General features: G+C 64.3%; 23 protein-coding genes. 14 read left to right on the top strand and 9 right to left on the bottom strand.

Annotation, left to right across the window (positions count from 1 at the left end; translation table 11 throughout):
* Positions 1-118 precede the first annotated feature (118 nt).
* The gene (locus tag FG486_RS11255; protein WP_181267547.1) at positions 119-1,939 is read left to right on the top strand and encodes an ABC-F family ATP-binding cassette domain-containing protein; all 1,821 of its coding nucleotides are present in this window, start codon (positions 119-121) and stop codon (positions 1,937-1,939) included.
* A gap of 18 nt (positions 1,940-1,957) precedes the next feature.
* Here the strand turns inward: FG486_RS11255 and FG486_RS11250 are convergent, their stop codons facing one another.
* Positions 1,958-2,269, bottom strand: coding sequence for a chorismate mutase (locus FG486_RS11250; RefSeq protein ID WP_181267975.1), 312 nt, complete (start codon positions 2,267-2,269; stop codon positions 1,958-1,960).
* A 223-nt stretch (positions 2,270-2,492) separates the two neighbouring features.
* On the opposite strand from FG486_RS11250, the gene rpsD reads away from it, so the two are divergent.
* Positions 2,493-3,107 (top strand): 30S ribosomal protein S4, encoded by a 615-nt coding sequence (gene rpsD / locus FG486_RS11245; protein ID WP_023836510.1) that lies wholly within the window; start codon positions 2,493-2,495, stop codon positions 3,105-3,107.
* A 63-nt stretch (positions 3,108-3,170) separates the two neighbouring features.
* Here rpsD and FG486_RS11240 read toward each other — a convergent pair whose 3' ends face one another.
* Together FG486_RS11240 and FG486_RS11235 are read right to left on the bottom strand one after the other, a co-directional pair.
* On the bottom strand, positions 3,171-5,087 hold the full coding sequence (locus FG486_RS11240; protein WP_181267546.1) for an alpha/beta hydrolase family protein: 1,917 nt from the start codon (positions 5,085-5,087) through the stop codon (positions 3,171-3,173).
* 260 nt (positions 5,088-5,347) lie between these two features.
* Positions 5,348-6,160, bottom strand: a complete 813-nt coding sequence (locus tag FG486_RS11235) for a response regulator (protein ID WP_060977458.1) — start codon at positions 6,158-6,160, stop codon at positions 5,348-5,350.
* A gap of 250 nt (positions 6,161-6,410) precedes the next feature.
* On the opposite strand from FG486_RS11235, the gene FG486_RS11230 reads away from it, so the two are divergent.
* Positions 6,411-6,656 (top strand): NepR family anti-sigma factor, encoded by a 246-nt coding sequence (locus FG486_RS11230; protein ID WP_181267545.1) that lies wholly within the window; start codon positions 6,411-6,413, stop codon positions 6,654-6,656.
* Positions 6,656-8,251 (top strand): sensor histidine kinase, encoded by a 1,596-nt coding sequence (locus FG486_RS11225; protein WP_181267544.1) that lies wholly within the window; start codon positions 6,656-6,658, stop codon positions 8,249-8,251. Before FG486_RS11230 ends, FG486_RS11225 begins: the two co-directional genes overlap by 1 nt.
* Positions 8,252-8,352: 101 nt before the next feature.
* Here the strand turns inward: FG486_RS11225 and tgt are convergent, their stop codons facing one another.
* On the bottom strand, positions 8,353-9,495 hold the full coding sequence (gene tgt, locus FG486_RS11220; protein WP_181267543.1) for a tRNA guanosine(34) transglycosylase Tgt: 1,143 nt from the start codon (positions 9,493-9,495) through the stop codon (positions 8,353-8,355).
* A gap of 132 nt (positions 9,496-9,627) precedes the next feature.
* Here tgt and FG486_RS11215 point away from each other — a divergent pair, with 132 nt between their 5' ends.
* The gene (locus FG486_RS11215; protein ID WP_060977462.1) at positions 9,628-9,969 is read left to right on the top strand and encodes a BufA1 family periplasmic bufferin-type metallophore; all 342 of its coding nucleotides are present in this window, start codon (positions 9,628-9,630) and stop codon (positions 9,967-9,969) included.
* Positions 9,970-10,074: 105 nt separating this feature from the next.
* Here the strand turns inward: FG486_RS11215 and FG486_RS11210 are convergent, their stop codons facing one another.
* A complete protein-coding gene (locus FG486_RS11210; protein ID WP_181267542.1) occupies positions 10,075-11,814 on the bottom strand; it encodes a DUF885 domain-containing protein in 1,740 nt (579 codons plus the stop codon).
* A gap of 157 nt (positions 11,815-11,971) precedes the next feature.
* On the opposite strand from FG486_RS11210, the gene FG486_RS11205 reads away from it, so the two are divergent.
* From FG486_RS11205 to FG486_RS11170, 8 genes are all read left to right on the top strand, one after another.
* Positions 11,972-13,228 carry an MFS transporter gene (locus FG486_RS11205; protein ID WP_181267541.1) on the top strand — a complete coding sequence of 419 codons (1,257 nt, stop codon included), beginning with the start codon at positions 11,972-11,974 and terminating at the stop codon, positions 13,226-13,228.
* Between the two features lie 55 nt (positions 13,229-13,283).
* Positions 13,284-14,201 (top strand): cysteine synthase A, encoded by a 918-nt coding sequence (cysK, locus tag FG486_RS11200; protein WP_181267540.1) that lies wholly within the window; start codon positions 13,284-13,286, stop codon positions 14,199-14,201.
* Between the two features lie 269 nt (positions 14,202-14,470).
* On the top strand, positions 14,471-14,926 hold the full coding sequence (locus FG486_RS11195; RefSeq protein ID WP_241695698.1) for a helix-turn-helix domain-containing protein: 456 nt from the start codon (positions 14,471-14,473) through the stop codon (positions 14,924-14,926).
* A 57-nt stretch (positions 14,927-14,983) separates the two neighbouring features.
* Positions 14,984-15,331 (top strand): hypothetical protein, encoded by a 348-nt coding sequence (locus FG486_RS11190; protein WP_060977467.1) that lies wholly within the window; start codon positions 14,984-14,986, stop codon positions 15,329-15,331.
* 31 nt (positions 15,332-15,362) lie between these two features.
* The gene (locus tag FG486_RS11185; RefSeq protein ID WP_066280332.1) at positions 15,363-15,785 is read left to right on the top strand and encodes a hypothetical protein; all 423 of its coding nucleotides are present in this window, start codon (positions 15,363-15,365) and stop codon (positions 15,783-15,785) included.
* Positions 15,782-16,213 (top strand): helix-turn-helix domain-containing protein, encoded by a 432-nt coding sequence (locus FG486_RS11180; protein WP_137775302.1) that lies wholly within the window; start codon positions 15,782-15,784, stop codon positions 16,211-16,213. The genes FG486_RS11185 and FG486_RS11180 overlap by 4 nt, the downstream gene beginning before the upstream one ends.
* 73 nt (positions 16,214-16,286) lie before the next feature.
* The gene (locus tag FG486_RS11175; RefSeq protein WP_181267539.1) at positions 16,287-16,943 is read left to right on the top strand and encodes a GNAT family N-acetyltransferase; all 657 of its coding nucleotides are present in this window, start codon (positions 16,287-16,289) and stop codon (positions 16,941-16,943) included.
* A gap of 166 nt (positions 16,944-17,109) precedes the next feature.
* Complete coding sequence (locus FG486_RS11170; RefSeq protein ID WP_060977111.1) at positions 17,110-17,532, top strand: Ros/MucR family transcriptional regulator; 423 nt, start codon at positions 17,110-17,112, stop codon at positions 17,530-17,532.
* Between the two features lie 103 nt (positions 17,533-17,635).
* Here the strand turns inward: FG486_RS11170 and FG486_RS11165 are convergent, their stop codons facing one another.
* From FG486_RS11165 to FG486_RS11155, 3 genes are read right to left on the bottom strand one after another with little or no spacing between them, the layout of a single operon-like run.
* Positions 17,636-19,285, bottom strand: a complete 1,650-nt coding sequence (locus tag FG486_RS11165; protein WP_181267538.1) for a caspase family protein — start codon at positions 19,283-19,285, stop codon at positions 17,636-17,638.
* A 3-nt stretch (positions 19,286-19,288) separates the two neighbouring features.
* On the bottom strand, positions 19,289-20,821 hold the full coding sequence (locus FG486_RS11160; protein WP_241695697.1) for an SUMF1/EgtB/PvdO family nonheme iron enzyme: 1,533 nt from the start codon (positions 20,819-20,821) through the stop codon (positions 19,289-19,291).
* A 56-nt stretch (positions 20,822-20,877) separates the two neighbouring features.
* Positions 20,878-22,245, bottom strand: coding sequence for a hypothetical protein (locus FG486_RS11155; protein ID WP_066280349.1), 1,368 nt, complete (start codon positions 22,243-22,245; stop codon positions 20,878-20,880).
* A gap of 218 nt (positions 22,246-22,463) precedes the next feature.
* Here FG486_RS11155 and FG486_RS11150 point away from each other — a divergent pair, with 218 nt between their 5' ends.
* Positions 22,464-22,949, top strand: coding sequence for a hypothetical protein (locus FG486_RS11150; protein WP_181267536.1), 486 nt, complete (start codon positions 22,464-22,466; stop codon positions 22,947-22,949).
* On the opposite strand, the gene FG486_RS11145 is transcribed toward FG486_RS11150, so the two are convergent.
* Positions 22,946-23,470, bottom strand: a complete 525-nt coding sequence (locus FG486_RS11145) for a 2'-5' RNA ligase family protein (protein WP_181267535.1) — start codon at positions 23,468-23,470, stop codon at positions 22,946-22,948. The two genes, FG486_RS11150 and FG486_RS11145, sit on opposite strands and share 4 nt — an antisense overlap.
* Between the last annotated feature and the right edge of the window lie 44 nt (positions 23,471-23,514).

Raw genomic sequence — 23,514 nt, 5'->3', positions numbered from 1 at the left:
CGACCCTTTCTCGGCGATTTTCCCTGCGTCTTGCGCCCGCGCTGCGCCTGCGGTCAAGCCGGATATGCTGCACAGTGCGGGGATTGCGCCCTGCCCCGCCCCCGCCTAAGTGGCGGGCATGTCCACTCCCCCCGTCCTTTCGTACGAAGACCTTGGCCTGGTGCAGGGCACCGGCTGGCTGTTCCGCGATATCAACCTGCATATCGGCCCGCGCGACCGGCTGGCGCTGATCGGCCGCAACGGGGCAGGCAAGACAACAATGCTGCGGCTGATCGCGGGCGAGATCGAGGCCGATCGCGGACGCCGCACCGTGCAGCCGGGCGTGCGCGTGGTGATGCTGGCGCAGGACCCGGACTTCAAGGGCTTTGCGACGCTGAACGACTGGGCATTGGCCGGAGACGACGCCCCGCCCGCGCACGAGGTCGCCGCGATCGCCGACCAGATCGGCATCGACCTGTCACGCGACGCTGCCACCGCCAGCGGCGGCGAGCGCCGCCGCGCCGCCATCTGCCGCGCCTTGGCAAGCGAACCCGATGTGCTGCTGCTCGACGAGCCGACCAACCATCTCGACCTGGCCGCGATCGACTGGCTCGAAAGTTGGCTGGGCCGCTTCAACGGCGCGTTCGTCGTCATCAGCCATGACCGCACGTTCCTCGAGCGGCTGACCCGCCAGACGCTTTGGCTCGACCGCGGCAATCTGCGTCGCCAGGAAATCGGCTTTGGCGGCTATGAGGCCTGGATGGAGCAGGTCTATGCCGAAGAGGCGCGCGCCGCCGACAAGCTCGATGCCAAGCTGAAGATCGAGGCGCACTGGCTGGAGCGCGGCGTCACCGCACGGCGCAAGCGCAACCAGGGGCGCCTCGCCAAGCTGTGGGAGATGCGCGCGCAACGCGCCTCTATGCTCGGTCCGCAAGGCACAGCCAAGCTGGAGGCGGTGAGCGACAACAGCAAGACCAAGTCGGTGATCGTCGCCGACCGCGTTTTCAAGAGCTTCGGCGAGGGCGAGGCGAAGCGCACGATCATCAAGGACTTTTCGCTGCGGGTGCAGCGCGGCGACCGCATCGGCATCGTCGGTTCCAACGGCGCGGGCAAGACCACGCTGATCCGCCTGCTCACGGGCGAGCTGGAGCCCGATAGCGGCACGATCACGCTCGCCAAGACGCTCGACGGCGTCATCATCGACCAGCAACGCAAGCTGATGCAGCCCGAAAAGCGCGTGCGCGACGTGCTGGCCGAGGGCGGCGACTGGATCGACGTGCGCGGGGTGCGCAAGCACATCCAGGGCTATCTCAAGGAATTCCTGTTCGACCCCGGGCTGGTCGAGGCACGCATCGGAACGCTTTCGGGCGGCGAGCGCTCGCGCCTGCTGCTGGCGCGCGAATTCGCCCGCGCCTCGAACCTGCTGGTGCTCGACGAGCCGACCAACGATCTCGATCTGGAAACGCTCGACCTGCTGCAGGAGGTAATTTCGGATTATGACGGCACCGTGCTGATCGTCAGCCATGACCGCGACTTTCTCGATCGCACCGTTACAGTGACGTTGGGGCTCGACGGATCGGGCACGGTCGATGTGGTCGCAGGCGGCTATGCCGACTGGGAAAAGCAGCGCAAGCAGCGCATGGCGAACTGGGTCAAGTCAGGCGCGTCCAAGGCAGCCGCTGCCGCCGCCGCTGCTGCGCCCCCTCCCCCGCCGAAACCGCAGCGTGCGAAGCTCAGCTACAAGGACCAGCGCGATTATGACACGTTGCCCGAGCGGATCGAGGCGATCGAGGCAGCGATCGCGCGCGACGAGGCGGCCTTGTCCGACCCCGATCTTTACACCCGAGATCCGGCGAAATTCGCCGCGCTGACCAGGGCGATCGAAAAGGCGCGCGACGAGAAGGACGCCGCAGAAATGCGCTGGCTGGAACTCGCGGAAATGGTCGAGGCGATGGGCTGAACGCTCATACCCGCCGATTCAGCGCCGCAGCAACTCCCAATGCTCGCCCTCATAGGCGATCGAGGCTTCGACCAGCCGGTCCCAGAAATCGCCGATCAGGCCGACGGGCACGCCGAGCTCGAACGCCGCAGCCTTGGCCTGGGCGATCACTTGCGCCTTGCGCGCCTCGTCGCGGACCATCGAGCGGTCGGGCTTGATCCGGGCGGCGGCGCGCATATAGCTGAAACGCCGCGCGAACAGTTCGATGAGCTCGCGGTCGAGCGCATCGACGCCCGCGCGCACCTCGGCCATGGTCGCGCAGTCTTCCGGTGCTTTGACAGTTTCTGACATGGCCTTGCGATAGCCGCGCCTGCCGCGCCTGTCGAGCGCGCGGCGCGACTTGACTCTCGCAGCGACCTTCGTCATAGGCCGCGCTTCGCAATTGGCCCTGCACCCCGGTGAAGCAGCGGCCGCATGGCGCATTCTTGGCACCATGGCGCGATCCCGGGACATCTGGCCGCAGCACAGGGCAGCGGCCTCGCCTGGCAACAGGCAGCAAATTGGAGAATGACGCGTGTCCAAACGCAACAGTGCAAAGTACAAGCTCGACCGCCGCATGGGCGAGAACATCTGGGGTCGCCCCAAGTCGCCGGTCAACAAGCGCGAATACGGCCCCGGCCAGCACGGCCAGCGCCGCAAGGGCAAGATGTCCGACTTTGGCCTGCAGCTCCGCGCGAAGCAGAAGCTCAAGGGCTATTACGGCGAAATCACCGAGAAGCAGTTCAAGAAGAACTACACCGAAGCCAGCCGCATGAAGGGCGACACCAGCCAGAACCTGATCGGTCTGCTGGAACAGCGCCTCGACATGGTCGTCTATCGCGCCAAGTTCGCGCCGACCATCTTCGCTGCGCGCCAAATCGTCAGCCACGGCCACATCCGCGTCAACGGCGTGAAGTGCAACATCGCTTCGCGCAAGGTGAAGCCGGGTGACGTCGTGTCGCTGGGCAAGAAGGCGCAGGAAATGGCGCTGGTCATCGAAGCCCAGGGCCTGGCCGAGCGCGACATCCCCGATTATGTCGCTCCCGACGGCACCGACAAGGTCACCTTCACCCGCATTCCGACGCTGGACGAAGTGCCCTATCCGGTGAAGATGGAACCCAATCTGGTCGTCGAATTCTATTCGCGCTGATCCGGTTCATCACCGAAACAGATACGAAAAAGGCGGGCCGCAAAGCCCGCCTTTTTTGTTGCTTCATTGGCCGGCAAAGGCCTTTTCCATGAACGCGGCGCTGGTGCGCAGCAGCTCGGCGCGGATTTCGCCATCTTCCAGATAATGGTCGCGGTTCTTGTAGATGTGCAGCTCTGAGCTGCGCCCAGCATCCTTCAGCTTCGCGTCCATGAGTTTGGCATGCCCCACGTCGACATTGCGGTCGATATCGCCATGGAACATCAGCACGGGTGCCTTGAACGCCGCTGCGTTCTGTGCGGGCGAGCCTTCCTTGATATGTTTGCCTTCGCCCAGCAAATCGCGGACATAGGCATAGTCGCCCCAGCCATAGCTGTCGCTGCGCAGCAGGGCGAGGTCGGTCACCGGCGCGACCGCGACGACCGCCTTGAACAGGTCCGGCTCGAGCACATTGGACTGCAGAGCGGCATAGCCGCCATAGGACCAGCCGAAAATGGCCATGCGTTTTGCGTCAGCGCCCTGCCTGGTCAGCCAGTGGGCGCCATCGTTGATATCGCCGATGGCAAGCTGCCAGTCCTGGAATGCGTTGCGTTTGAGCCAGCTCTGGCCATAGCCCGCAGATCCGCGGAAATTGGGTTGCAGCACCGCATAGCCGCGCTGGGCAAAGAACTGGGGCAGCCAATCGAATCCCCAACTGTCGCGCGCCTCCGGCCCGCCATGCGGCATCACCACTACAGGCAGCCCTGACGCGCTGGTCTTGCCCGGGGGAAGCGTCAGATAAGCCGGTATCTGGGTTCCGTCGCGGGCCGGATAGGTTATCGACTGCATCTTGCCGAGCGCTACCTGTTCCAGGCCCGGCCGCATCGCGAGCAGATTGGCCAGCGTCTTGGCATCCCGGTCGAACAGGAAGAAGCGGCCGGCATTGGTGTCGCTGCCCGCCCAGATCAGCATCTTGCGCTCATCCTCGCTCGATTCGACCACCTCGACGATCGGCAGATGCGGAATCGCCTTGGCGAGTTGATCGACCATTTTCTGTACATCGGGATCGATATAGTGAATTTCACCGGCATCGGTCGTGTAACGCACGCCAATCACGCGCCCGCGCCGACCGATCCGAGCAAAACCGCTGACATCGACCTCCGGGTGCGCGAACACCAGTGTCTCGGCATCGGTGCCATCGAGCGAGCGCCGAAAAGCCGCCAGCCGCCCGTCCACGCGGTTCAGGCCGTAGACAACGTTCAGCTTGGGGTCGACTGCATACGGATCGAAGCCCTGCCGATTCTTGTCCACGGTGCTCAATGGCAGCCAGTCCTTGCTGTCGGGCTTGCGATAATAATAGCGGCGCAAGCCCAGTTCGGCATTCTCGCGCGAGGACATCGTGCCCTTGATCCGCACCCTTCCATAACCGTCGGAGATGAACTCCATGGCTTCGAGATCGGGTTGCTCGACAATCTTGCTGCGCAGGGTGCGCGTATCGACCAGATCGACTCCGGTGCCGGATTTCTTCTGTGCGATCAGCGTGCCGGAGCCGGAAGAACTGACCGCCTCCTGCGGAATATATTCGCGCACCATCAGAATGTTGCCATCTTCGGACGGGTTCCAGTCGATGACATTGCCGCCGCTCAGAGCCACGCCGAGGCGCATGCCCGTACCGCCCTTGCGGACATTGATAACCTTGACCTCACCTCCGGCCGCATCGACCGCGATCAGGCGCGAGGCATAAAGCGGCCTGCCCTCCAGCATTACCGATGCGATGAGCATGCAGACGAGCCGATCGTTGCCCGACCAATGGCAGGATTCGATGCGCTCCGGCTCACCGTCGACCCGGAAGACGCCCCGCGGTGTCTGCGGGGTTGGCACCAGGTCGGCCACCATGACGGCGACACCCTGTCCACGGGTCGGTGAAAGATAGACCAGCTTGGTGCCGTCGGGCGAAAGACTGGCATTGGTCACCATTTCGCGGGCGCCGAACTGTTCAGCCATGTCGGTCGATGGGGAGGCATCCCCACTTTGCGCTGACAGAATCGCTGACGTCGACGCTGTCATCAGACTGGCAAGGATGCCAGCCGCCCGGATAGAAAAACGCATCACAGATCCACTCCCCAAACTCGATCGTGACAAAAATTGCCGTGATTACAAGCAGGGGGCAAGCGTGATCTGTTGATCGCAAAGAAAAAGGCGGACCACCGGCCCGCCTTTTAACATCGCATCAAAATACATCCAAAATGGATATAAATTCGCGATCACACCGTTTCGGGATCGAAGAAGAACAATGCCTGGCTGATCGCCGCGCGCACGGTGTTGCGGTGGAACGGCTTGGTGATCAGGAAGGCCGGTTCCGGACGCTCGCCGGTGAGCAGGCGCTCGGGAAAGGCGGTGATGAAGATGACGGGCACGTCGATCTCGCGCAGGATGTCGGCGACGGCATCGATGCCCGAGCTGTCGTCGGCGAGCTGGATGTCGGCGAGCACCAGGCCGGGCTTGTCGCGGCGGGCCTGCTCGACCGCCTCGTCGCGGGTGACGGCGATGCCGGTCACGTCATGGCCGAGGTCGCGCACGATCGTCTCGATATCCATCGCGATGATCGGCTCGTCCTCGATGATGAGAACCTTGGCCTTGATCTGGCTGTCGATCTCGCTGAGGGCCTCGCTGACCAGGCTGGAGACGGTACGATCGTCCAGGCCCATCAGATAGGCGGTGTCGGCGTTCGAGAAACCCTCCATCGCGGTCAGCAGCAGCGCCTGGCGCGACAGCGGCGGAATGCGGCGCAGACGCTGCTCGGCGAGCAGTCGACGTGAATCGTCATCGGCGTCGGGATAGGCATCGAAGCTGTCGGCTTCCTCGCGGTCGTCATGCGTCGACCCCCAGATCACCTGGAACACGCGGTACAGACCCAGACGGGCATCGACATCGCTCGGAAACTGATCGGGCGCGGCGATGATGGCCTGAAGCGTCGCCTTCACATAGGCATCGCCATGATGCTGATCGCCGGCGAGCGCTCGGCTGTAGCGCCGCAACAGGGGTAGATGGGGAGCGAGCGTCTGGCCCAGGGACATGCAATGAAACTCCTTTATCGGCTGGCGCCGTGTCTATGGCCTTCCGCCCCCCGTGTCAAAACCGGGGGCGCAAAGGGATGCCGGATGTGAAAGCAGACAAACCGAACCTCGGCTAAGGAACAATCCGCGCCGCAGTTTGTTTCCTAGTCCGAGACGTTTATGCACAATCCCGCACGATTTTGCGGGCTTGGCAGGGTTGGGACGGCTTGCTAAGCCCATTTCGGGACGGAATTTCAACAGGCGGGATGGGATGCTCGTGCATCGTGACAATGACGATCAGTCCGGCGGCGACAAGCCTGTGAAGGGCCGCGCCGGCACCAAGCCGCATCTGGTAAGCGAAAATCCGGCGCCGGGTGATCCGGCCGCGGCCGATCAACCCGGTGGCGACGACGGCAAGACCCACCTTATCGGGGATGCGCTGAAGTCGGTCTATCAGCGCACGCTTGAGGAGGAAATCCCGGACGACTTTCTGGATTTGCTCAAGCAGTTGAAATAATGCGCAAGGCAGACCGGGCGAAGTTCCCGTTTATGGCGCCGATCACGCGCCTGTCGATCGGCACCCGCCTTTTCCTCATTCTTGCCATTGCCCTTTTGCCCCTGGCACTCGGCGCAGTTGTCGCCAATCGCAGTCTTGCCGACACGGCGAACGAGGAGCGCAGCCGCCTGCTCCAGAAGAATGTCGACGATGCCGCACTGCGGCTCAACTCGGCCATCGACAACGATCTTGCCATCCTCAGCGCCGCTGCCTCGCAAATCGCGCTCGGCGAAGATCCGGCCAAGATCTGCCTCAACCTTCGCGAGCAGCTGGGGGCCAAGCAGACGCGCTTTGCCGCCCTGCTCTATGCCAACAATGCGGGACCGCCGGCGTGCCAGATCGGCGCGGTACCGCGCGTATTGCGCGAGGTGGGCGCAGATCCCGCTCCGCCGCGCGTCACGCTGGCTATACCCGCCAAGGGCGCGATCTTCGTCACCCGGGGCCGGGTCTCGGTGGCGCGCGCCGCCGCCTATTACTCGTCCGACAGCCTTTTTGCACTGGCCGATCCGGTGGATGACGTTCCGCTTTCGCAATTCGAGCTGCGCTCGCGCGACGATGTGCTGCCGCTCACGGAAATTCCCCCGAACTGGCAGCGCAGCCTGAATGCACTGATGACCGCGCGGCGCATGGTGGCGGGCATCAATCTGGACCTGCGCTATGTCCGGCCGAAACAGTCGCCGCCCGAATTCCTGGCCCAGATCATTCCGTTCATAACCCTGCTGGCAGCGGCGATCATCGGCTGGCTGGTGGTCAACATCATGCTGATCCGCCCGCTGACGCTGCTGCAGCGCAAGGTGCGCCAGTACGAGATCGGCGAACAGATGGCGCCGATGGACAGGGCCGCGTTCAATGCCAGCGAGATCGAGGAGCTGGACCAGGGCTTTGTCGCGCTGGCGCACAAGGTGTCGGTGGACCGCGAGGCGCTGGACGAGGGTCTGAAGCAGCAGGTCCTGCTGACGCGCGAAGTGCATCACCGCGTGAAGAACAACCTGCAGATCATCGCCAGCCTGATCAACCTGCATGCCCGCACCGCGGATTCCGATCCGGCAAAGCTCGCCTATGGCAAGATCCAGCGCCGCGTCGATGCGCTGGCGGTCGTCCATCGCAACCATTTTGCCGGCAACGAGCGCAACGAGGGCATCAATCTGCGCGCGCTGGTTGGCGAGCTTGCGGGCAGTTTCGAACATGCCGACAATGTGCATGGCGGCGATGGCCCCGATATCATGATCGATATCGACAATGTCCATGTCAGCCAGGATGTCGGCGTGCCGATCGCGTTTCTGCTGACCGAGATCCTCGAGCTGATCCACCTGACCCGGCCAGACGCGCCGATCCGCATCTCGGCGGTGCGCAAGAGCGACGATCCGGCCAAGATCGTGCTGCGCGTCGCTTCGCCCGCGCTTGGCCCCAATCCGGCGCTGGAGGAAATGCTGGGCGATGGCATCGACCGCGTGATGACCGGCCTTGCCCGCCAACTGCGTGCACCGCTGGAGCGCGATACCGCATTCGAGTGCATCGCGATCGCGGTGCCGGTGTTCGTGCCCGCACGGGCTTAGGCCAGTATAGGATAGCTCGTCACCCCCGCGAGGGCGGGGGTCCCGCTTGTCATCCGGCGCTGGTGCAGAAGCGGGATTCCCGCGTTCGCGGGAATGACGAATCAGCCACCCTTCGCGTAATAGCGCGCGCGGAAATCCTCACCGAACCGCGTCATCCGCCCCTCGCCGATCGCCGCGCGCATCGCTGCCATGAGGTCTTGGTAAAAGCGCAGATTGTGCTCGGTCATCAGCATCGCGCCCAGCATCTCGCCCGATTTGACGAGATGATGCAGATAGGCGCGGCTGAACCGGGTGCAGGCGGTGCAGCCGCAAGCCTCGTCCAATGGTCCCTGGTCCTCGGCATGCCGCGCATTGCGGATGTTGATCGGCCCGTCCCAGGTGAACGCCTGGCCGTTGCGGCCCGACCGCGTCGGCAGCACGCAGTCGAACATGTCGACGCCGCGCTCGACCGCGCCGACCAAATCGTCAGGCTTGCCCACGCCCATCAGATAGCGCGGGCGATCCTCGGGCAGCTGGCCGGGGGCATAATCGAGCACGCCGAACATCGCCTCTTGCCCCTCGCCCACCGCAAGCCCGCCGATGGCATAACCATCAAAGCCGATGTCGCGCAGCGCATCGGCGGATTGCTGGCGCAGCTGTTCGTCGAGCGAGCCCTGCTGGATGCCGAACAAGGCCGCGCGCTCGGCATGATCGCCGCCGCTGTCGAAGCCCTCGCGCGAACGGCGCGCCCAACGCATCGATCGCTCCATCGCGGCGGCCTGGACATCGCGCGTCGCCGTCGCGGGCACCAGCTCGTCGAACGCCATCACGATATCCGACCCCAGCAGCCGCTGGATCTCCATCGAGCGTTCGGGGCTCAGCATGTGCTTTGATCCATCGAGATGGCTGCGAAAGGCGACGCCCTCCTCGGTCACCTTGGTCAGCGCCGAAAGGCTCATCACCTGATAACCGCCGCTGTCGGTCAGGATCGGGCGCGGCCAGTCCATGAACTTGTGCAGCCCGCCGAGCCGGGCAACGCGTTCGGCGCCAGGGCGCAGCATCAGATGGTAGGTATTGCCCAGGATGATGTCCGCACCGAGCTCGCGCACCTCGGCAGGCTTCATGCCCTTCACGGTCGCCGCGGTACCCACGGGCATGAACGCGGGCGTGCGGATGGCACCGCGCTTCATCGCGAGCTCGCCCAGCCGGGCCTTGCCGTCGCGCGCGGTGATCGAAAAGGCGAATCTGGGCTGGGTCTCGGTCATGGCGGCGCGCTCTAGCGGCTTTGGCCGCGCGGAGCAAAGGTTTGAGGGTTTTGGGGGTTTGAGGGGTTTGACGACTCGGCGGGCCTGTGTCAGCGATAGCGCCGGATGCAACGCCACAGGAAAGCCCCCGCCATGTCGCACAGCCCAAGCCTCACCGCTCTTGCCTCGGCGCTGATCGCTGCGGCCTCGCTCGCGGCCTGTTCGCAGGACAAGCCGGCCGAGGCCGAGCAGACCAGCAGCAAGGCGATCGAAAAGGCGGCGACCGAATTGGCCGCGCAGGAAAAATGCTATGGTATCGCGCTCGCCAAGCAGAACGACTGCGCCGCCGGGCCCGGCACCAGCTGCGCGGGCACGTCGAACGTCGACTATCAGGGCAATGCCTGGAAGTTCACCGAGGCGGGCGAGTGCGAGAAGCTGGGCGGATCGCTGACCGAAGTGGCCGACAACGATCCGCCGGTTCCGCCCAAGGGCTAGACCCTGTTCGCTTTTGTTGGAATCAAAAGCTGGGTCTAGCTTCCTGTTGTGCCGTGATTTCCGAGCCGTGAAATGTTCCATTTCACTCGAAATCACTCTAGGCGATCAGAACACCGCCTTCGGGGTTTTCTCCTCCATCATCGCCGCGCGCACCATCGGCACCGGCGGGCCGCCATAGGACAGGAAGGCGTCGTGGAATGCCTTCCACGCCTCGCGCCCGCCCTTGCCCGCGGTCCAGTCGGCGCGCAGCTTGCGGATCATCAGCTTGCCGAGCGTGTAGTTGAGATAGCCCGGATCATAGGTGCCGCGCAGCGCCTGCTGCCGGGCGTTGCCCTCGTCGACATAGCACTGGTCGCGGAACAGCGCGATCGACTGGTCGACGCTCATGCCGCCGGTATGCAGGCCGATGGCGGAGAGATAGCGGCAGTTGCGCAGCAGCGCGTTGGCGAGCTGGCCGATATGCACCTCGGGATCGCCCTTGCCGAGCCCGGCCTCCCACATCATCTCCTCGGTATAATGCGCCCAGCCCTCGGCATAGGCATAGCCGACGAACAGCCGCCCGAAGAAGGACTTGGCGCGGTTGGCGTGGAGGAAGTTGAGGAAATGGCCGGGCCAGACCTCGTGCACGCTGGTGAACAGCAGGTCCTTCTTGGGCGGGATATATTCGGCCTGCACCTCGGGCGCCCATGAAGGGTCGGGCGGCGAGATGTAATAGACCGAAGGCAGGCCTTTCTCGTAAGGCCCCGGAATATCGATATAGGCCGAATTCTGCCGGTTGTAGGGCGGCGATTCCTCGACCTTGGCCTCTTCGGTGCCGGGGATCGAGACCAGATCCTTGTCGACCAGGAAGGCGCGGAGATCGGGCAGCTGCCGCCGCGCCTCGGCCACCGGGCCATCTTCGGGCTTGTCCTTGGCGAGCTTGGCCATGCAGTCGGGCATGGTCGCGCCGGGCGCGAACTGAGCGCAGGCATTTGCCAGCGCCTGCTGGTTGCGCTTGAGGTCCGCCTCGCCGATTGCCTTCAATTCGGCCAACGGCAGATCGACCATCTCGGTGTCCGCCAGCATCTGCGAGAACAGCTGGGGTCCGATGGCATAGCCGACCCTTGCCGTGGCCTTCTCGGCCTTGAGCCAGTCGGCGAGCCCCTGCATCGCCTTGCTCGCCTCCGCCGTGGCGGCTTCGAGGTCCTTCTTGACCGCTTCGTCGGTCACGTCGGCAAAGGCCGCGCGCGCGTCGCCGGTGAAGAAGCTGGCATAGCCTCCGAACGCGTTGACGCCATAATCGATGGCATAGGGGTCGAGCGGCGACTTGAGGTTCGCCCTGATCTGCTCGGCGGCCTTGGGCACCGCGCGCGCATAGGCGATGAACGCCTTGGCGCGCGTGGTCACATCGGCATAGGGCCGCGTCACATAGACCGAAGGATCGAGCGTGCCCGTATAGAAGGCCGGGTTGCGGTGCGGCCAGTCGGCGGCCTTGAGCCAGAACAGCTCACCCTTGACCACAGCGATCAGATAATCGCGCTCGAACCTCTGGTCCTCGTCGAGGCTGGCAGGATCCATCGCCTGCGCATCGGCCAGTGTCTTGTCGAGAAACGCGATCTGATCGGCAAGCCCCTCTTCCGACCAGTCGGGCAGCTTGCCGTCGAACTCATGCCGCCCCTGATAGACCGCGAAATCGGGATTGCGCGGGAAATAGCCGGTCAGGAACCCGTCGAGGAACTTGCCCCATTCGCTACCGGTATCGATGCCGGTGCCCTTTTCCGCCGGCTCCGAAGGAGCACCGCCGCTGCACGAGACGGCAAGTGTCGCCAGCGAGACGGCGGCTAGAATGCGTTTGGCAAGATGCATATGGGCGACCTCTTGGATTTCCGGTTTCCGCCCTTGCTGGCACCCTTGCACGCGGTTGGAAAGAGGCATTTTTTTGCAGGCGCACAACAGCCTGGGCATGGTTCGGCCAAGTTCATCTTGCTTGCCGCACGGCACGGGCTGGCCTACCGACGCGGCCATGGAATCCGTAGCTGCCCCGCATCCGTTCACCATTGCCAATTACCGCGCCTATTGGCTGACACGCCTTGCCTCGATGCTGGCGCTCTACTGCATGATGCTGATCGTCGGCTGGCAGGCCTATAATATCGCGCGCGAGACGATGGACATCGCCGCCAGTTCAGCGCGGCTGGGGATGATCGGGCTGTTGCAGTTTGCGCCGCTGTTCGTGCTCACTCCGCTGGTCGGCTGGATTGCGGACCGGATGGACCGGCGCCTGGTGGCGCGCATCGTGCTGTTCTGCCAGGCGGGTATCGCGGCGACGCTGGCCTGGACGACGGCGCAAGACCTGATCAGCCTGCCGATCCTGTACATCATCGCTGCGATGCTGGGCACCGCGCGCGCGTTCCTGGGCCCGTCGCTGAGCGCACTGGCGCCCAACCTGGTGCCCAAGGCCTCGCTCCCCACCGCGATCGCGCTGTCCTCGATCGCCTGGCAATCGGGCATGCTGATCGGCCCCGCCATGGCCGGACCGCTTTATGCGATCCGGCCCGACCTGCCCTATATCGTCAGCGCCTGTCTCTATGCGCTGGCGGGCCTCGCCATGCTGACCGTCGGCCCCGTGCCCCGCACGATCATGGACAAGGGCAAGGGACCAATTGCGCAGATCATCGACGGCATGGCCTATGTCGGCCAGAACAAACTGGTGCTGGGCGTGATCACGCTCGATCTCTTCGCGGTGTTCCTGGCGGGCTCCACGGCTTTGCTGCCGGTGTTCGCGCGCGACATATTGCAGGTCGGCGAACAGGGCCTGTCGCTGCTCGCTTCTTCCCCGGCTGCCGGCGCAGCCCTGGTGGCGTTCGTCTTCTCGTTCCGCCCGATCCGGACCAATGTTGGCAACAAGATGCTGGTCAGCGTACTGCTGTTCGGTCTTGTGACGGTGATCTTCGGCTTCAGCCGCATTCTCGTCGTCTCGATGGCATGCCTGTTCGTCGCAGGCGCAGCGGACATGTTCAGCGTCTATGTCCGCCAGTCGCTCATCCAGCTCAACACGCCCGACGACAAGCGCGGGCGGGTTTCGGCGGTCTCGCTGCTGACGGTCTCCGCCTCGAACGAGCTGGGCGATGCCTTTTCGGGCATGCTCGCCTGGTTGATCGGCCCCGTGGCGGCGGTTGTGGCGGGCGGCGGCGGCGCTATATTGATCACGGCGCTCTGGTCCCGGTTGTTCCCGCAGATCGGGGCCGCGCGCAGCTTCGATCCTGCCGAGGAAGAAGCCTGATCCCCATTTGACAGCGCCAGACATACAGGCGCGCTGAAGCAGGAGACACTTCGACATGATCGCCGCCAACATTCTCGAAACCATCGGCAAGACGCCGCATGTCCGCATCAACCGGCTGTTCGGCGACGCGCATGTCTGGATCAAGTCCGAACGGTCCAATCCGGGCGGGTCGATCAAGGACCGAATCGCGCTCGCCATGATCGAGGCGGCGGAGGCCGATGGCTCGCTCAAGCCCGGCGGCACGATCATCGAGCCGACATCGGGCAATACCGGTGTGGGTCTCGCCATGGTCGCGGCGGTCAAGGGCTACAGGCTGGTGCTGGTGATGCCCGAAAGCATGTCGATCGAGCGGCGGCGGCTGATGCTGGCTTATGGCGCGACCTTCGACCTGACCCCGCGCGAAAAGGGCATGAAGGGCGCGATCGAGCGCGCGCAGGAGCTCATCGAGCAAACCCCCGGCGCATGGATGCCGCAGCAGTTCGAGAATGCCGCGAACATCTCGGTGCATGTGCGGACCACCGCGCAGGAGATTCTCAACGATTTTGCCGACTCGCCGATCGACGTGATGATCACCGGTGTCGGCACCGGCGGTCACATCACCGGATGCGCCGAGGAGTTGAAGAAGCACTGGCCCGCGCTCAAGGTCTATGCGGTCGAACCGACTCTTTCCCCGGTGATTTCGGGCGGTCAGCCCGGGCCGCACCCGATCCAGGGCATCGGCGCGGGCTTCATCCCCGGCAATCTGCACACGCGGCTGCTCGATGGCGTGATCCAGGTCGATCCCGCCGATGCCAAGCAGATGGCGCGCCGCTCCGCCAGCGAAGAGGGCATGCTGGTCGGCATCTCGTCGGGCGCAACGCTCGCCGCGATCGCGCAGAAGTTGAGCGATCTGCCCGCAGGATCGCGCGTGCTGGGCTTCAATTATGATACCGGCGAGCGCTATCTCTCGGTACCCGACTTCCTGCCCGAATAAGCGCCGCGCACCCCAGCGCGCGGGTGCTTGCTGGATTCTCGGCGAATCGAACCGGTTCGCCGGGAAACAGGATGACCTTTTCATCCAATACTGGGTTACCGGGCCCTGCAATCTGCACAGACTGCACCGGAACGGACACAGTTATAGCGCGCCGACCGGGAATCATTCCATTCCGGCTCGAGTTGAGATATATCCGAAGTGAAGGTTAATGTATCCAAAGTGGATATACCGTCAAATCGGGGGATATCTTGGAGCCAAGTCGCACAGAATTGACCGATGTTCAGGTCAGTTGTCTGCGCCTTGTGGCAGATGGCTATACTTCCAAGCAGATCGCCAAGAAATTGGGGCTGACCCCGATGACGGTCGATCAGTATCTTCAGCGCGCGAAGACGGCGATGGGTGCGCCCGATCGACGCACGGCGGCGCGCTGGCTTGCCGAAAGCCAGCAAATTCCGCCATTCAAGTCTTTTGAACTCAAACCGCCGCCGGTTGTCGAGCCGGCCAATGATGTGACACCTCCTGTGGCGTCGGCAGCGGATATGCCGAACGCTCAAGCCACCGGCCAGTGGCAGATGCGGTTCGGATATCCTCCTGTCGGCGGCATCAGAACATCGCTGGACGCAAGCCAGAAGACGACGACCATCCTGCGGATCGCAGGCCTGTCGCTCATCTACACGACGGCATTTGCGCTGGTGCTTGGCGGGGCGCTCAAGGCGTTCAGCTGATCTGGTGCCTGGATCGCCAACCCGTGCACCGTGACCGGTGCGAGAAGGAGAAGACCCATGCACATCGATGGTAACGCCGTCCGCATTGTCGCCCAGGATACCCGCTCGTCCTTTGCCAGCTATGATCGCGCCATTCTGGACGCGGCCCGGCTTTCGATGACCATGCTGGAAGCGAACGCGCTTTCCGAAGTCCCCGCTCGCGACTCGCAGATCGCCCTGCGCGCCATCCATGAAAGCACCGGTCACCTCATTTCTGCACGCGGCAGCATGGTGAAGCTGGTCGGCCATCTGAATTCGGTCAAGCGCCGCAGCGATCAGGCCCCGATGAATGTCGGCTGCCCCGGTCCCACGCCTCTCGGGTCGCTCCAGGACGAGGCGTCGGAAGCCGAACCCGCGTTCGGATGACCGCCGGTCGGCAATGCGTTGAGCCACGACCATGATCACGATCATCTTCTGGCTCTTCGCATTGCTGAGCGGCGGCTTCGTCTGGCTGCACGGAAAGTCTGAAGGCAGACGCGCAATCCTGCTGTTTCTGGCCGCAACGCTGCTGACCGCGGCCGTCCAGGTGCTGCACACCCGGTGGCAGCAGACGCATTGGCCGTTGATGGCGGTCGATACCGCCTATCTGGTCGCCACCTATGTCTTCGCGTTGCGCAGCGACCGTTACTGGCCGCTCTGGATCGCCGCCTTTCAGCTTCTCACCGTAGCCTCCCATTTCGCGACGATCATCGCCCCGAACTATCTGCCGAAGATCTACACGGCGATTGCCACCTTCTGGGTAGTTCCCCTGCTGCTCAGCATGGTTGCCGGGGTTTATCTCGATCACCGCGCACTCAAACGCTTGGTGCCCCCCCAATGACCCAGTTCTATTGCCTCATCCTCGTCCCCGAAACCGGAGAAGCGACGCCCCCCCAGCCGCTGCTCGATGCCAATGAACCCTGGAAGGCCCGCGCCGAAGCCGCCAGCCGCTATCTCAAGCTGCGCAGCCAGCGCGACGCCATTGCCGGGCCCAGCCTGTTGTCCGATCCCGCCTGGGACATGCTGCTCGATCTCTTCGTCGGCCATATCACCGGGCGCGATGTGTCGGTAACCAGCGCCTGTGTCGCCTCGCGCCGCCCGGCAACCACGTCGCTGCGCTATATCGAGCGCATGGCGAAACAGGGGCTGATCCGCCGCGAGAAAGACTGTAACGACAATCGCAAGGTCTATCTGCGGATGACCGAAAAGGCGTTCCGTGCGGTGGCGAAATGGATCGACGCGCTGCGCGACGAGCTGATTACCGCATGAGGCGTCGGTCTTTGCCCTGCGCAACGGGCTGAAATTGTGTCATCATGCGCTGCCCGAACCGATGGAGCAGCGCATGGTGACCAGACCGCTTCTGCGGGAACTGCATGACGAAGTGATCGAAACGGTCGCCGCCGACGGCAAGCGCATCTGCCTGCGCTCGATCCGCCAGTCGGATGAGGATCGCATGCGCGAAGGCATAAAGCGGCTGTCCGAACAGTCGCGCTACATGCGCTTCTTCTCGGTCCAGCCAATGCCCTCCGATCCGGTGATCGATAAGCTGCTCGATGCCGATGGGCACGATCATATCGCCTGGGGAGCGATCCATCTCAACGGCATGGACAATCCCGCCGTCGGCGCCGTCCATGCGATTCGCAGCGAAAACCACCCGCATGCCGGCGAATTCTCGGTCGCGGTGCTCGATGATTATCACGGGCTCGGCCTCGCCCGCATGCTGACCACCGTGCTTCTGATTCATTGCGAGGTCGAGGCAATGTGCGAGCTGGAAGTCCAGACGCTCGCGGAGAACATGCCCGCCATTCGGTTCATTCTTTCCATCGGTGCACAGCGGCGCGAGAGCGAGGCTGGCATCATCAGCTTCCGACTACCGGTCAGGCCCGCAATCCGGCAGATTTCCGCCACTTCCGATCTGCAAGGCGTGCGAGATATTCTCAGCGCACTCGCCCGCTATATCCCTGTGGACGACAGTCCCTGTGCCGCTTTGGGACAGTGAAACCAGCGCTTTGCAGGGCACCTCCAACTAGCGCAGATCCTCGCCGGCAAGCCGGTTGCCGCACCGCGCCGCCCGTGGCCCTTACCGCATAGTTATGATTTGCATTTGGTCCATAACGGACTAATAGTCCCACCAGTTTGGATCGATTCACTAAGCAGGTGCGACTATGGAAGATGTGGAAACCTTGATTTCTTTGACGGCTGATATTGTCGTTGCGCATTTGAGCAACAACAAAGTGGCCAATTCGGACATTCCGCAGCTGATTTCCTCGGTCCATGCCGCGCTCCACAGCATCAACCAGCCTGCAGTTCCCGAGCCTGAAGCTCCCAAGGAGCCTGCGGTTCCGATCCGCTCGTCGATCAAGCCCGATCATCTCGTCTGCCTGGAAGACGGCAAGAAGCTTCGCATGCTCAAGCGCCACCTGATGGTGCACTACAACATGACGCCCGATGACTATCGCGCAAAATGGGGCCTGCCCAAGGATTACCCCATGGTCGCCCCGAATTATGCCGAGCGCCGCCGCGAGCTGGCGCTGCAGATTGGCCTCGGCAAGCAGGGCCGCGGCGGCGGTCGCAAGAAAAAGGTCTGATCGACCGACACTTCAGTCTGACATAGCGGACTGGGCAAGGGGGCGTCTTCGGGAGGAGACGTCCCCTTGTTTGTTTCTGGCTTTTTCGTGTTTCGTGTCACCCTCAAGGCGCGGTGTAGAGTTCCGCAATCGACAGCGATCCCCTGCCCCGCGCGCGCTTGAGCTCGGTGCGGATGATCCCTGCCAGACCCGCCGATGCGCGCTGGCCATCGGCATTGCGCAGCGCCGCGCGCAACGCCTCCGGAGCCTCGGGAGTGGCCAGCGCGATGACATGATCGACGCCAAAGGGCGGCACCACCACGGTGTCGAGCATTGACTGGCGCGTCGCAGCGTCGATCAGCCCTGCGCCATCGGCATCGAGCGGATAGATCAGCTGGACCGTTCCGTCAGACGCCAGGTTGAATACCGTGGCATGCAGCGCCGCGCCGCCGCGTCGGGTGCGCTCCAACCGCATGCTGATCGGCGTGCCCTCGGGATAGAGCTCGTCCGAACCAAGCGGATGGACCGTCAACCGCATCGCCAGTTCCGAGACGAGCGGGCGCAAGCTAATCACGGTCTGCCATTTGTCCATCACCCCGGCAAAGGCGAGCGTGCTGCCGATCCCGGTTGCAACGATGTCGCCCGAGCGCCGCAACACCTCGCCTGTGCTGAGCACCCAGAGAAAGTCTGCATCGTTCGAGCTTTGGGCCATCCGCCAGCTGGTCGCGCCGGCCGCCGTCGCCATATCATCGGGCTGGCCGGCAATGATCACATTCGGGGCGGGCAGATCGAAGGCGAGCCGCGGCGCGGGCAGTGCCGAGAAAAGCGGCCGTTCGGCCCAGCCCTGGGGATAGAAGAGCGTGCTCTCCTGCCGCTGTGCGGTGAGCATGCGCACCTGGCTGTTGAGATAGGACCCGGCTTCGACCACCGAGACCTGGCCATCGCCGTCGAGATCGGCAATCGGCGAGGCCTCGTTCGCGCCGGGCAGGCTAAACGCCTGTTCGAGCGCATAGGTCAGCACGCCGCGGTGCGGTGCGCCCTCCTGTGGCAGCTCGGTTTCCAGCGCGAGCTGATCGTCGCGCGAGGCGCCGATATATACGAGGTTGGGCAGGTCGTCGCGCCGTATGGCCACCGCCTGCGCCTCTCCAGTGTCGCTGCGCAGCGCCCCCAGTCGCGGGCCGGGCCGTGCGGTCAGGGTAATCGCGCGCGCGTCGCCGGGCCGGAAGGCGATGCGCGGGGTGAAGGCATAGCTGCGGGGATCGATCGCCCGGTGCATCGTGCCGGAATGGCAGCTGTCCACCACCATCAGGATCGCGACATCGGGCGGCAGATAGCGCTTCATCCAGGCATAGAAGTCCTTGTCGATGATGAAGGTCTCGGGGTCTTGGGCGCCGGGATCAAAGCCGGGCAGCGGCACGAACTGGTCGAATTCGCCATCCTCATCGCTGGGGTTCTGCGCCAGAGCCTGTGCGCCATGGCCGGAAAAGTAGAACAGCAGCCAGTCCCCCGGCTGCGCGCGCAGGCCCATGTCGTGCAGCGCGGTCTCGACGCTCGACCGGCTGACCGCGCCGTCGCGCAGCGACACCACGTCGCTCGCCTGCATCGATCGCGCGAGCCCCTCCATTGCGGCGAGATCATTGGCCGGGCCCATAAGATCGGGAATAGCCGGGGACTCATAGCGCGACACGCCGATCAGGATCGCGCGGGTCTCCGCCTGCGCTGCCGGGGCCGACAGCGCGATCAGAAGCACGGCGATAAGAAGGCGCCAGCGCACGGCTCAGCCCCCGCCCTCATCGGCTTCCAGATCGCGCGCGACGCGCAGGCCGACATCGTCGCGCCGCTTGGTTGCGGCAAGTCCGAAACGATTGGCCGATCGCAACTCACCCGGCACGCTCTCGAACGACCCGCCGCGCAGCGCGCGGTTGCGGCACGCGGCATCGAGGCACGCCGAGGTCCATTCCCAGACATTGCCCTGCATCTGGTACAGGCCGAAACCGTTGGGCGGATAGCCCGACACCGCCTCGGGATAGCCGCGATAGGGCGAGGTCGCAGAGCCCTGATAGCGCGCGGTATGATCGTAATTGGCGTCGGAAGGCGAGATGCCATCGCCCCAGGGAAAGGCGCTCGAGGCCCCTGCCCGGCTCGCATATTCCCATTCGGCATCGGTCGGCAGGCGATAGGTCCGGCCCGACTGGCGCGACAGCCAGCTCAAGAATGCGAGCGCATCGTCATGGCTGATGCTGGTTGCAGGGATCAGCGGGTTGGGATTGTCCGCCGCCCAGTTCGACAGCTTAGGGCACGCGCCGTCGCGCGCGCAGGCGGTCCATTCTGCGACGGTGACCTCATAGACTCCCAGCGCGAAGTCGCGCGCAATGGCCACGCGCTGCTGGGCGGGCTCGTCCTTGCCGCGGCCGGGTTCGGACGAAGGCGATCCCACCAGTGCGCTGCCGCCAGGCACGATGCGCATCCATGGGCAGTTGGCGCAGTCGTAGAAACGATTGCCGCTCGCCGGATCGCACGAGACGAAGCACGGCGGCTGGCCCTGCAGGCCGTAATCGAAGGTCGGCTTCTGGAAGCTCGCCGCCTTGGCCATCGCGACACGATCGGAGACGCGCTTCATCGCATCGGCGATATTCTGCTGCGGGCGGCGGATTTCCTCCGCCAGCACCTTGGAAAAGATGCCGTTGTCGAAGGCGAACTGATCGGCGCTGGTCGAGAAGGCGACGAGATAGCCCTGATCGGGGCGGATCGGGTTCTGCGCGGACCGCAGCACGCGCTTGAGGCCCTTGCTGCCGGTCACTTCGATGGCAGCGCCGCCGGTGACATTATCGTCGGTCGCGACCGGCAATGTCGGCAGCGCGATGACGTTGCGGCACATGTCGAGCACGACCAGCACGTTGCGCGCGCCGGAGGACATCAATGTCCGCGTCACCGCCGAACGCGACAGGCTAGCCGATGCAGCAAGATCGCCCTTGTCGGCATCGACCGGCACCATCTGCACATCGCCGCCCGCCCCCAGCGCGACGCCATGGCCCGAGAAATAGAGCACGCCGAACGCCTCGGGCCCGGCGGCGGCGAGCGCGGCGCGAAAGGCCGCAAACTCCGCCTCCATCTGCGCGGCGGTCAAGTCGCGCCGGGTGCGCACCGCGCCGGTGCCCGATCCGTCGACAAAGCCAGTGGCGGTGAGCGCGGCAGAGATGCGTTCGCCATCGTCGAAGGTCGCCGACAGCCTGTCGAACCCGCGATACGTGCCATTGGCGATGACCAGGGCGAGGCGCGGCTCTCGCGCCCCGGCCTGGCCATGCGCCATGGGGGAAAGCCCCAGACCGGCAACTAGGGCTGCCAGCAGAAGGACGAACCTCAGCATCAGAAGCGGAAACCGACGCCTATGGTATAGCTGCTGAAGTCGCGTGCCTGGATGGTGCTAAGGTTGATGCGGATAAGGTCACGCGTCGCGCGCGGCGAATCCTCGCGGCCGCGCAGGCCGAAGGACAGGGTCGCCTCGTGGAAGCTGTTGTTGCGCAGGTCGCTGCCCAGATATTGCGTGAACGCATAGCTGGCGCGCATCGAACTGCCCCGGCTAAACAGCCGCGCTTTCAGCGGCAGATCATAGGCGATGCCGTTGCGCAGCGACCAGTTCTTGAGGTCCGGGTTGATATTGGCGCTTGTGCCCGGCGTGTCGAGCGTCTGGGCATAACCGATCATGTTGCCGATCACGAACTTGCCGCGCCCCACGCCGTTGATGACATAGCGGCTGGTGATCGATCCCTGCAGGATATGGCCGACCGAACCCAGATCCTCCGAATAGACCGCGCCATAGCCGATGCGCGGCTCGATCGACCATTTGCGATCGATCACCGGGATTTCGAGCCCAATGCCAAGCTGCGCGCTGTATGTATCCGACCCGTTGATCCGCGCGTAGTTGAGCGGCAGGTCGATCTTCAGCATCGCACGGTTGCCCTCGAAAATGCGGAAGCTGCGCTGGATACGGGCATCGACGCGGTCGATATCGAAGCGGCCTGCCGAACCGGTATTGTAGGTCGCGCCGATCAGCCAGGGGTCGTTAGGCACCGCAACACCTTCGGGCACCGGGTCCTGCTCGATCGCGGAATCGCCATTGGCAAGATCGAGCGCGCTGCGGGTCAGGCTGGCCTGGAGGCTGTTCGGGTTGCCCGCAAGCGGATCGGCGGGCGAGAAGCGCGCGAACGAGCGCGACAGACAGCCCAGGATCGCCTGCGACGTCGGGGTGCTCTCGTCATCGACCAGCGCATCGAAGGTGTTGAACGTCTGCTGGCGGTTCGCACCGTTGAAGCTGAACGTACAGGGCGTGCCATTTTCCTGCAGCAGCACCTGCCCGGTAGGCGACACGACACTGATCGTCAGCACCGAACTGTTCTGCGCATAGCTGCCGATCGCCGTGCCGCCGCGAATGTCGAACACCGCCTGCACCGCGCCGAAAAAGGCATTCTGCAGGCCGACGACGGTTGCGATCTGGCTGGGATCGAGGAAATCGGTAATGTCTTCGATCGTGTCCTGCTCGAACCGCGCCGACTGGTCGAAATTGTTGAGCTGGTTGGTCACGCGCACGCCGATGCGGAAGGATTTGCGCAGCTGCTGATAGTTGGCGATGTTCGGCGGCGGCGTCGGTGTTGGGGTCTGCTGGGCAAAGGCGCTGGTGCTGGCGCACACCAGAGCGCCGGCGGCAAGCCACCGGGCGGGCGAATATCTGGACACGAGTGAACCCCCTGAAACTTGGTTTGACGGACAGGTCAGAGCGCTTCACTATCTTCGCAGTAGCCCCCTACCCACGTGGCCAAGCATGCACTTTCGGGGCGTCGTGCGCGTGTGGCAAATTGTCGCAAACGGTCACAAATCGCTGCCTGTTCAATAGCTTACATGCTTTCATGTTAATTTACCCCTGATTTGGGGATTTACCGAGCGGACTCCCATCCATGCCTCATCATCTGCCTGTGCTTTCCCGCACCAGCGTCATCGCGATCAGCTTTGCCGCGATGGTGCTGCTCGGGGGGCTGCTCCGTCAGACGGGGGCAGCGCTGGGCGGGATGCTCGATCTGACGCTGACCGGGGCGGAGGCGCGTGCGCTGCTGGATAGGCTCACGCCCTGGCAGCGCGATGTGCATGCGCACGCGACCTTGCTTTATGACGGCCTCTATCCGCTCGCTTATGGCGCATTCTTCGCCGGGCTCGCGGTTCGCCTGGGCGGTGCGAAGGCGCGCTGGATCGCGCTGGTGATGCTGGGCGGCATGGTCGCCGATTATGCCGAGAACATCGTGCAGCTGCTCGCGCTGAGCGGGCGGGCGGATTGGCTCGATGCGAAGACGCTGCTGACCCCGATCAAGTTCGCGCTGACCGGCACTGCGGTGGCGGCGACGCTGGTGCTGGCGATCAGGGCGACATGGGCCAGAGTGCGGCGCTAGCGCGCGACCGCCTTGCCACGAAAGGGCCAGCTGCCGATCTGCTTCCACGGTCCGCCGAGATAGCGGTGCAGCGCCAGGCCCGTGATCGCCAGCGGGCGCGGCATGAAAGTGGCGGAAAGCGCAGCATGCAAGGCGCGCGCGGTGGCGGCTTCCACCTTGTTCTGCACGGTTATGTGCAGCCGAGGCGTGCCCTGGTCCTGCGCGGTGAGCAGGCCGTGCAGGTCTTCCGCCATCATCGCGCGGATCGTCAGCAAGCCGGGTGATTGGATGCGGAAGGCGACGCCATTGCCCATCCGCATGACCTCGCTGAGCCTGGCATCGGGGCAGGCGAATTCCCGCGCCAGCGCCCGCGTCCGCTCGACGATCTCGCCCTCGCAATGGCCCGGCAGTTGGTGAAACAGCGTGACATGCGCCTCGACCGCATTGCGGTCGGCAGGGTAATGCGCGCGGCGCAGCGCATCGGCCCAGGCCTGGTCGGCCGCGCCCATCGTCGCTGTCATGATGATCGGTTCGCGCCGCATTTCAGCTTCCTAGCGGGGAACGGCGCATGCACAAAGGGGCGCGG

This window comes from Blastomonas ursincola (assembly GCF_013607875.1).
GTDB classification, from domain to species: Bacteria; Pseudomonadota; Alphaproteobacteria; order Sphingomonadales; family Sphingomonadaceae; genus Blastomonas; species Blastomonas ursincola.
The sequence above is the reverse complement of the archived record's forward strand: the minus strand, read 5'-3'. Positions and strand labels throughout refer to the sequence as shown.

Bases quoted from the DNA above. Each gene is read 5' to 3' on its own strand.
- FG486_RS11225 (WP_181267544.1), top strand. From the start codon at position 6,656: ATGCGCAAGGCAGACCGGGCGAAGTTCCCGTTTATGGCGCCGATCACG.
- FG486_RS11235 (WP_060977458.1), bottom strand. From the start codon at position 6,160: ATGTCCCTGGGCCAGACGCTCGCTCCCCATCTACCCCTGTTGCGGCGC.
- FG486_RS11205 (WP_181267541.1), top strand. From the start codon at position 11,972: ATGGAATCCGTAGCTGCCCCGCATCCGTTCACCATTGCCAATTACCGC.
- FG486_RS11240 (WP_181267546.1), bottom strand. From the start codon at position 5,087: ATGGCTGAACAGTTCGGCGCCCGCGAAATGGTGACCAATGCCAGTCTT.
- FG486_RS11185 (WP_066280332.1), top strand. From the start codon at position 15,363: ATGATCACGATCATCTTCTGGCTCTTCGCATTGCTGAGCGGCGGCTTC.
- FG486_RS11180 (WP_137775302.1), top strand. From the start codon at position 15,782: ATGACCCAGTTCTATTGCCTCATCCTCGTCCCCGAAACCGGAGAAGCG.
- FG486_RS11145 (WP_181267535.1), bottom strand. From the start codon at position 23,470: ATGCGGCGCGAACCGATCATCATGACAGCGACGATGGGCGCGGCCGAC.
- tgt (WP_181267543.1), bottom strand. From the start codon at position 9,495: ATGACCGAGACCCAGCCCAGATTCGCCTTTTCGATCACCGCGCGCGAC.
- FG486_RS11170 (WP_060977111.1), top strand. From the start codon at position 17,110: ATGGAAGATGTGGAAACCTTGATTTCTTTGACGGCTGATATTGTCGTT.
- FG486_RS11255 (WP_181267547.1), top strand. From the start codon at position 119: ATGTCCACTCCCCCCGTCCTTTCGTACGAAGACCTTGGCCTGGTGCAG.
- FG486_RS11210 (WP_181267542.1), bottom strand. From the start codon at position 11,814: ATGCATCTTGCCAAACGCATTCTAGCCGCCGTCTCGCTGGCGACACTT.
- FG486_RS11175 (WP_181267539.1), top strand. From the start codon at position 16,287: ATGGTGACCAGACCGCTTCTGCGGGAACTGCATGACGAAGTGATCGAA.
- FG486_RS11160 (WP_241695697.1), bottom strand. From the start codon at position 20,821: ATGGCGCATGGCCAGGCCGGGGCGCGAGAGCCGCGCCTCGCCCTGGTC.
- FG486_RS11150 (WP_181267536.1), top strand. From the start codon at position 22,464: ATGCCTCATCATCTGCCTGTGCTTTCCCGCACCAGCGTCATCGCGATC.
- FG486_RS11215 (WP_060977462.1), top strand. From the start codon at position 9,628: ATGTCGCACAGCCCAAGCCTCACCGCTCTTGCCTCGGCGCTGATCGCT.
- FG486_RS11230 (WP_181267545.1), top strand. From the start codon at position 6,411: ATGCTCGTGCATCGTGACAATGACGATCAGTCCGGCGGCGACAAGCCT.
- cysK (WP_181267540.1), top strand. From the start codon at position 13,284: ATGATCGCCGCCAACATTCTCGAAACCATCGGCAAGACGCCGCATGTC.
- FG486_RS11190 (WP_060977467.1), top strand. From the start codon at position 14,984: ATGCACATCGATGGTAACGCCGTCCGCATTGTCGCCCAGGATACCCGC.
- FG486_RS11250 (WP_181267975.1), bottom strand. From the start codon at position 2,269: ATGTCAGAAACTGTCAAAGCACCGGAAGACTGCGCGACCATGGCCGAG.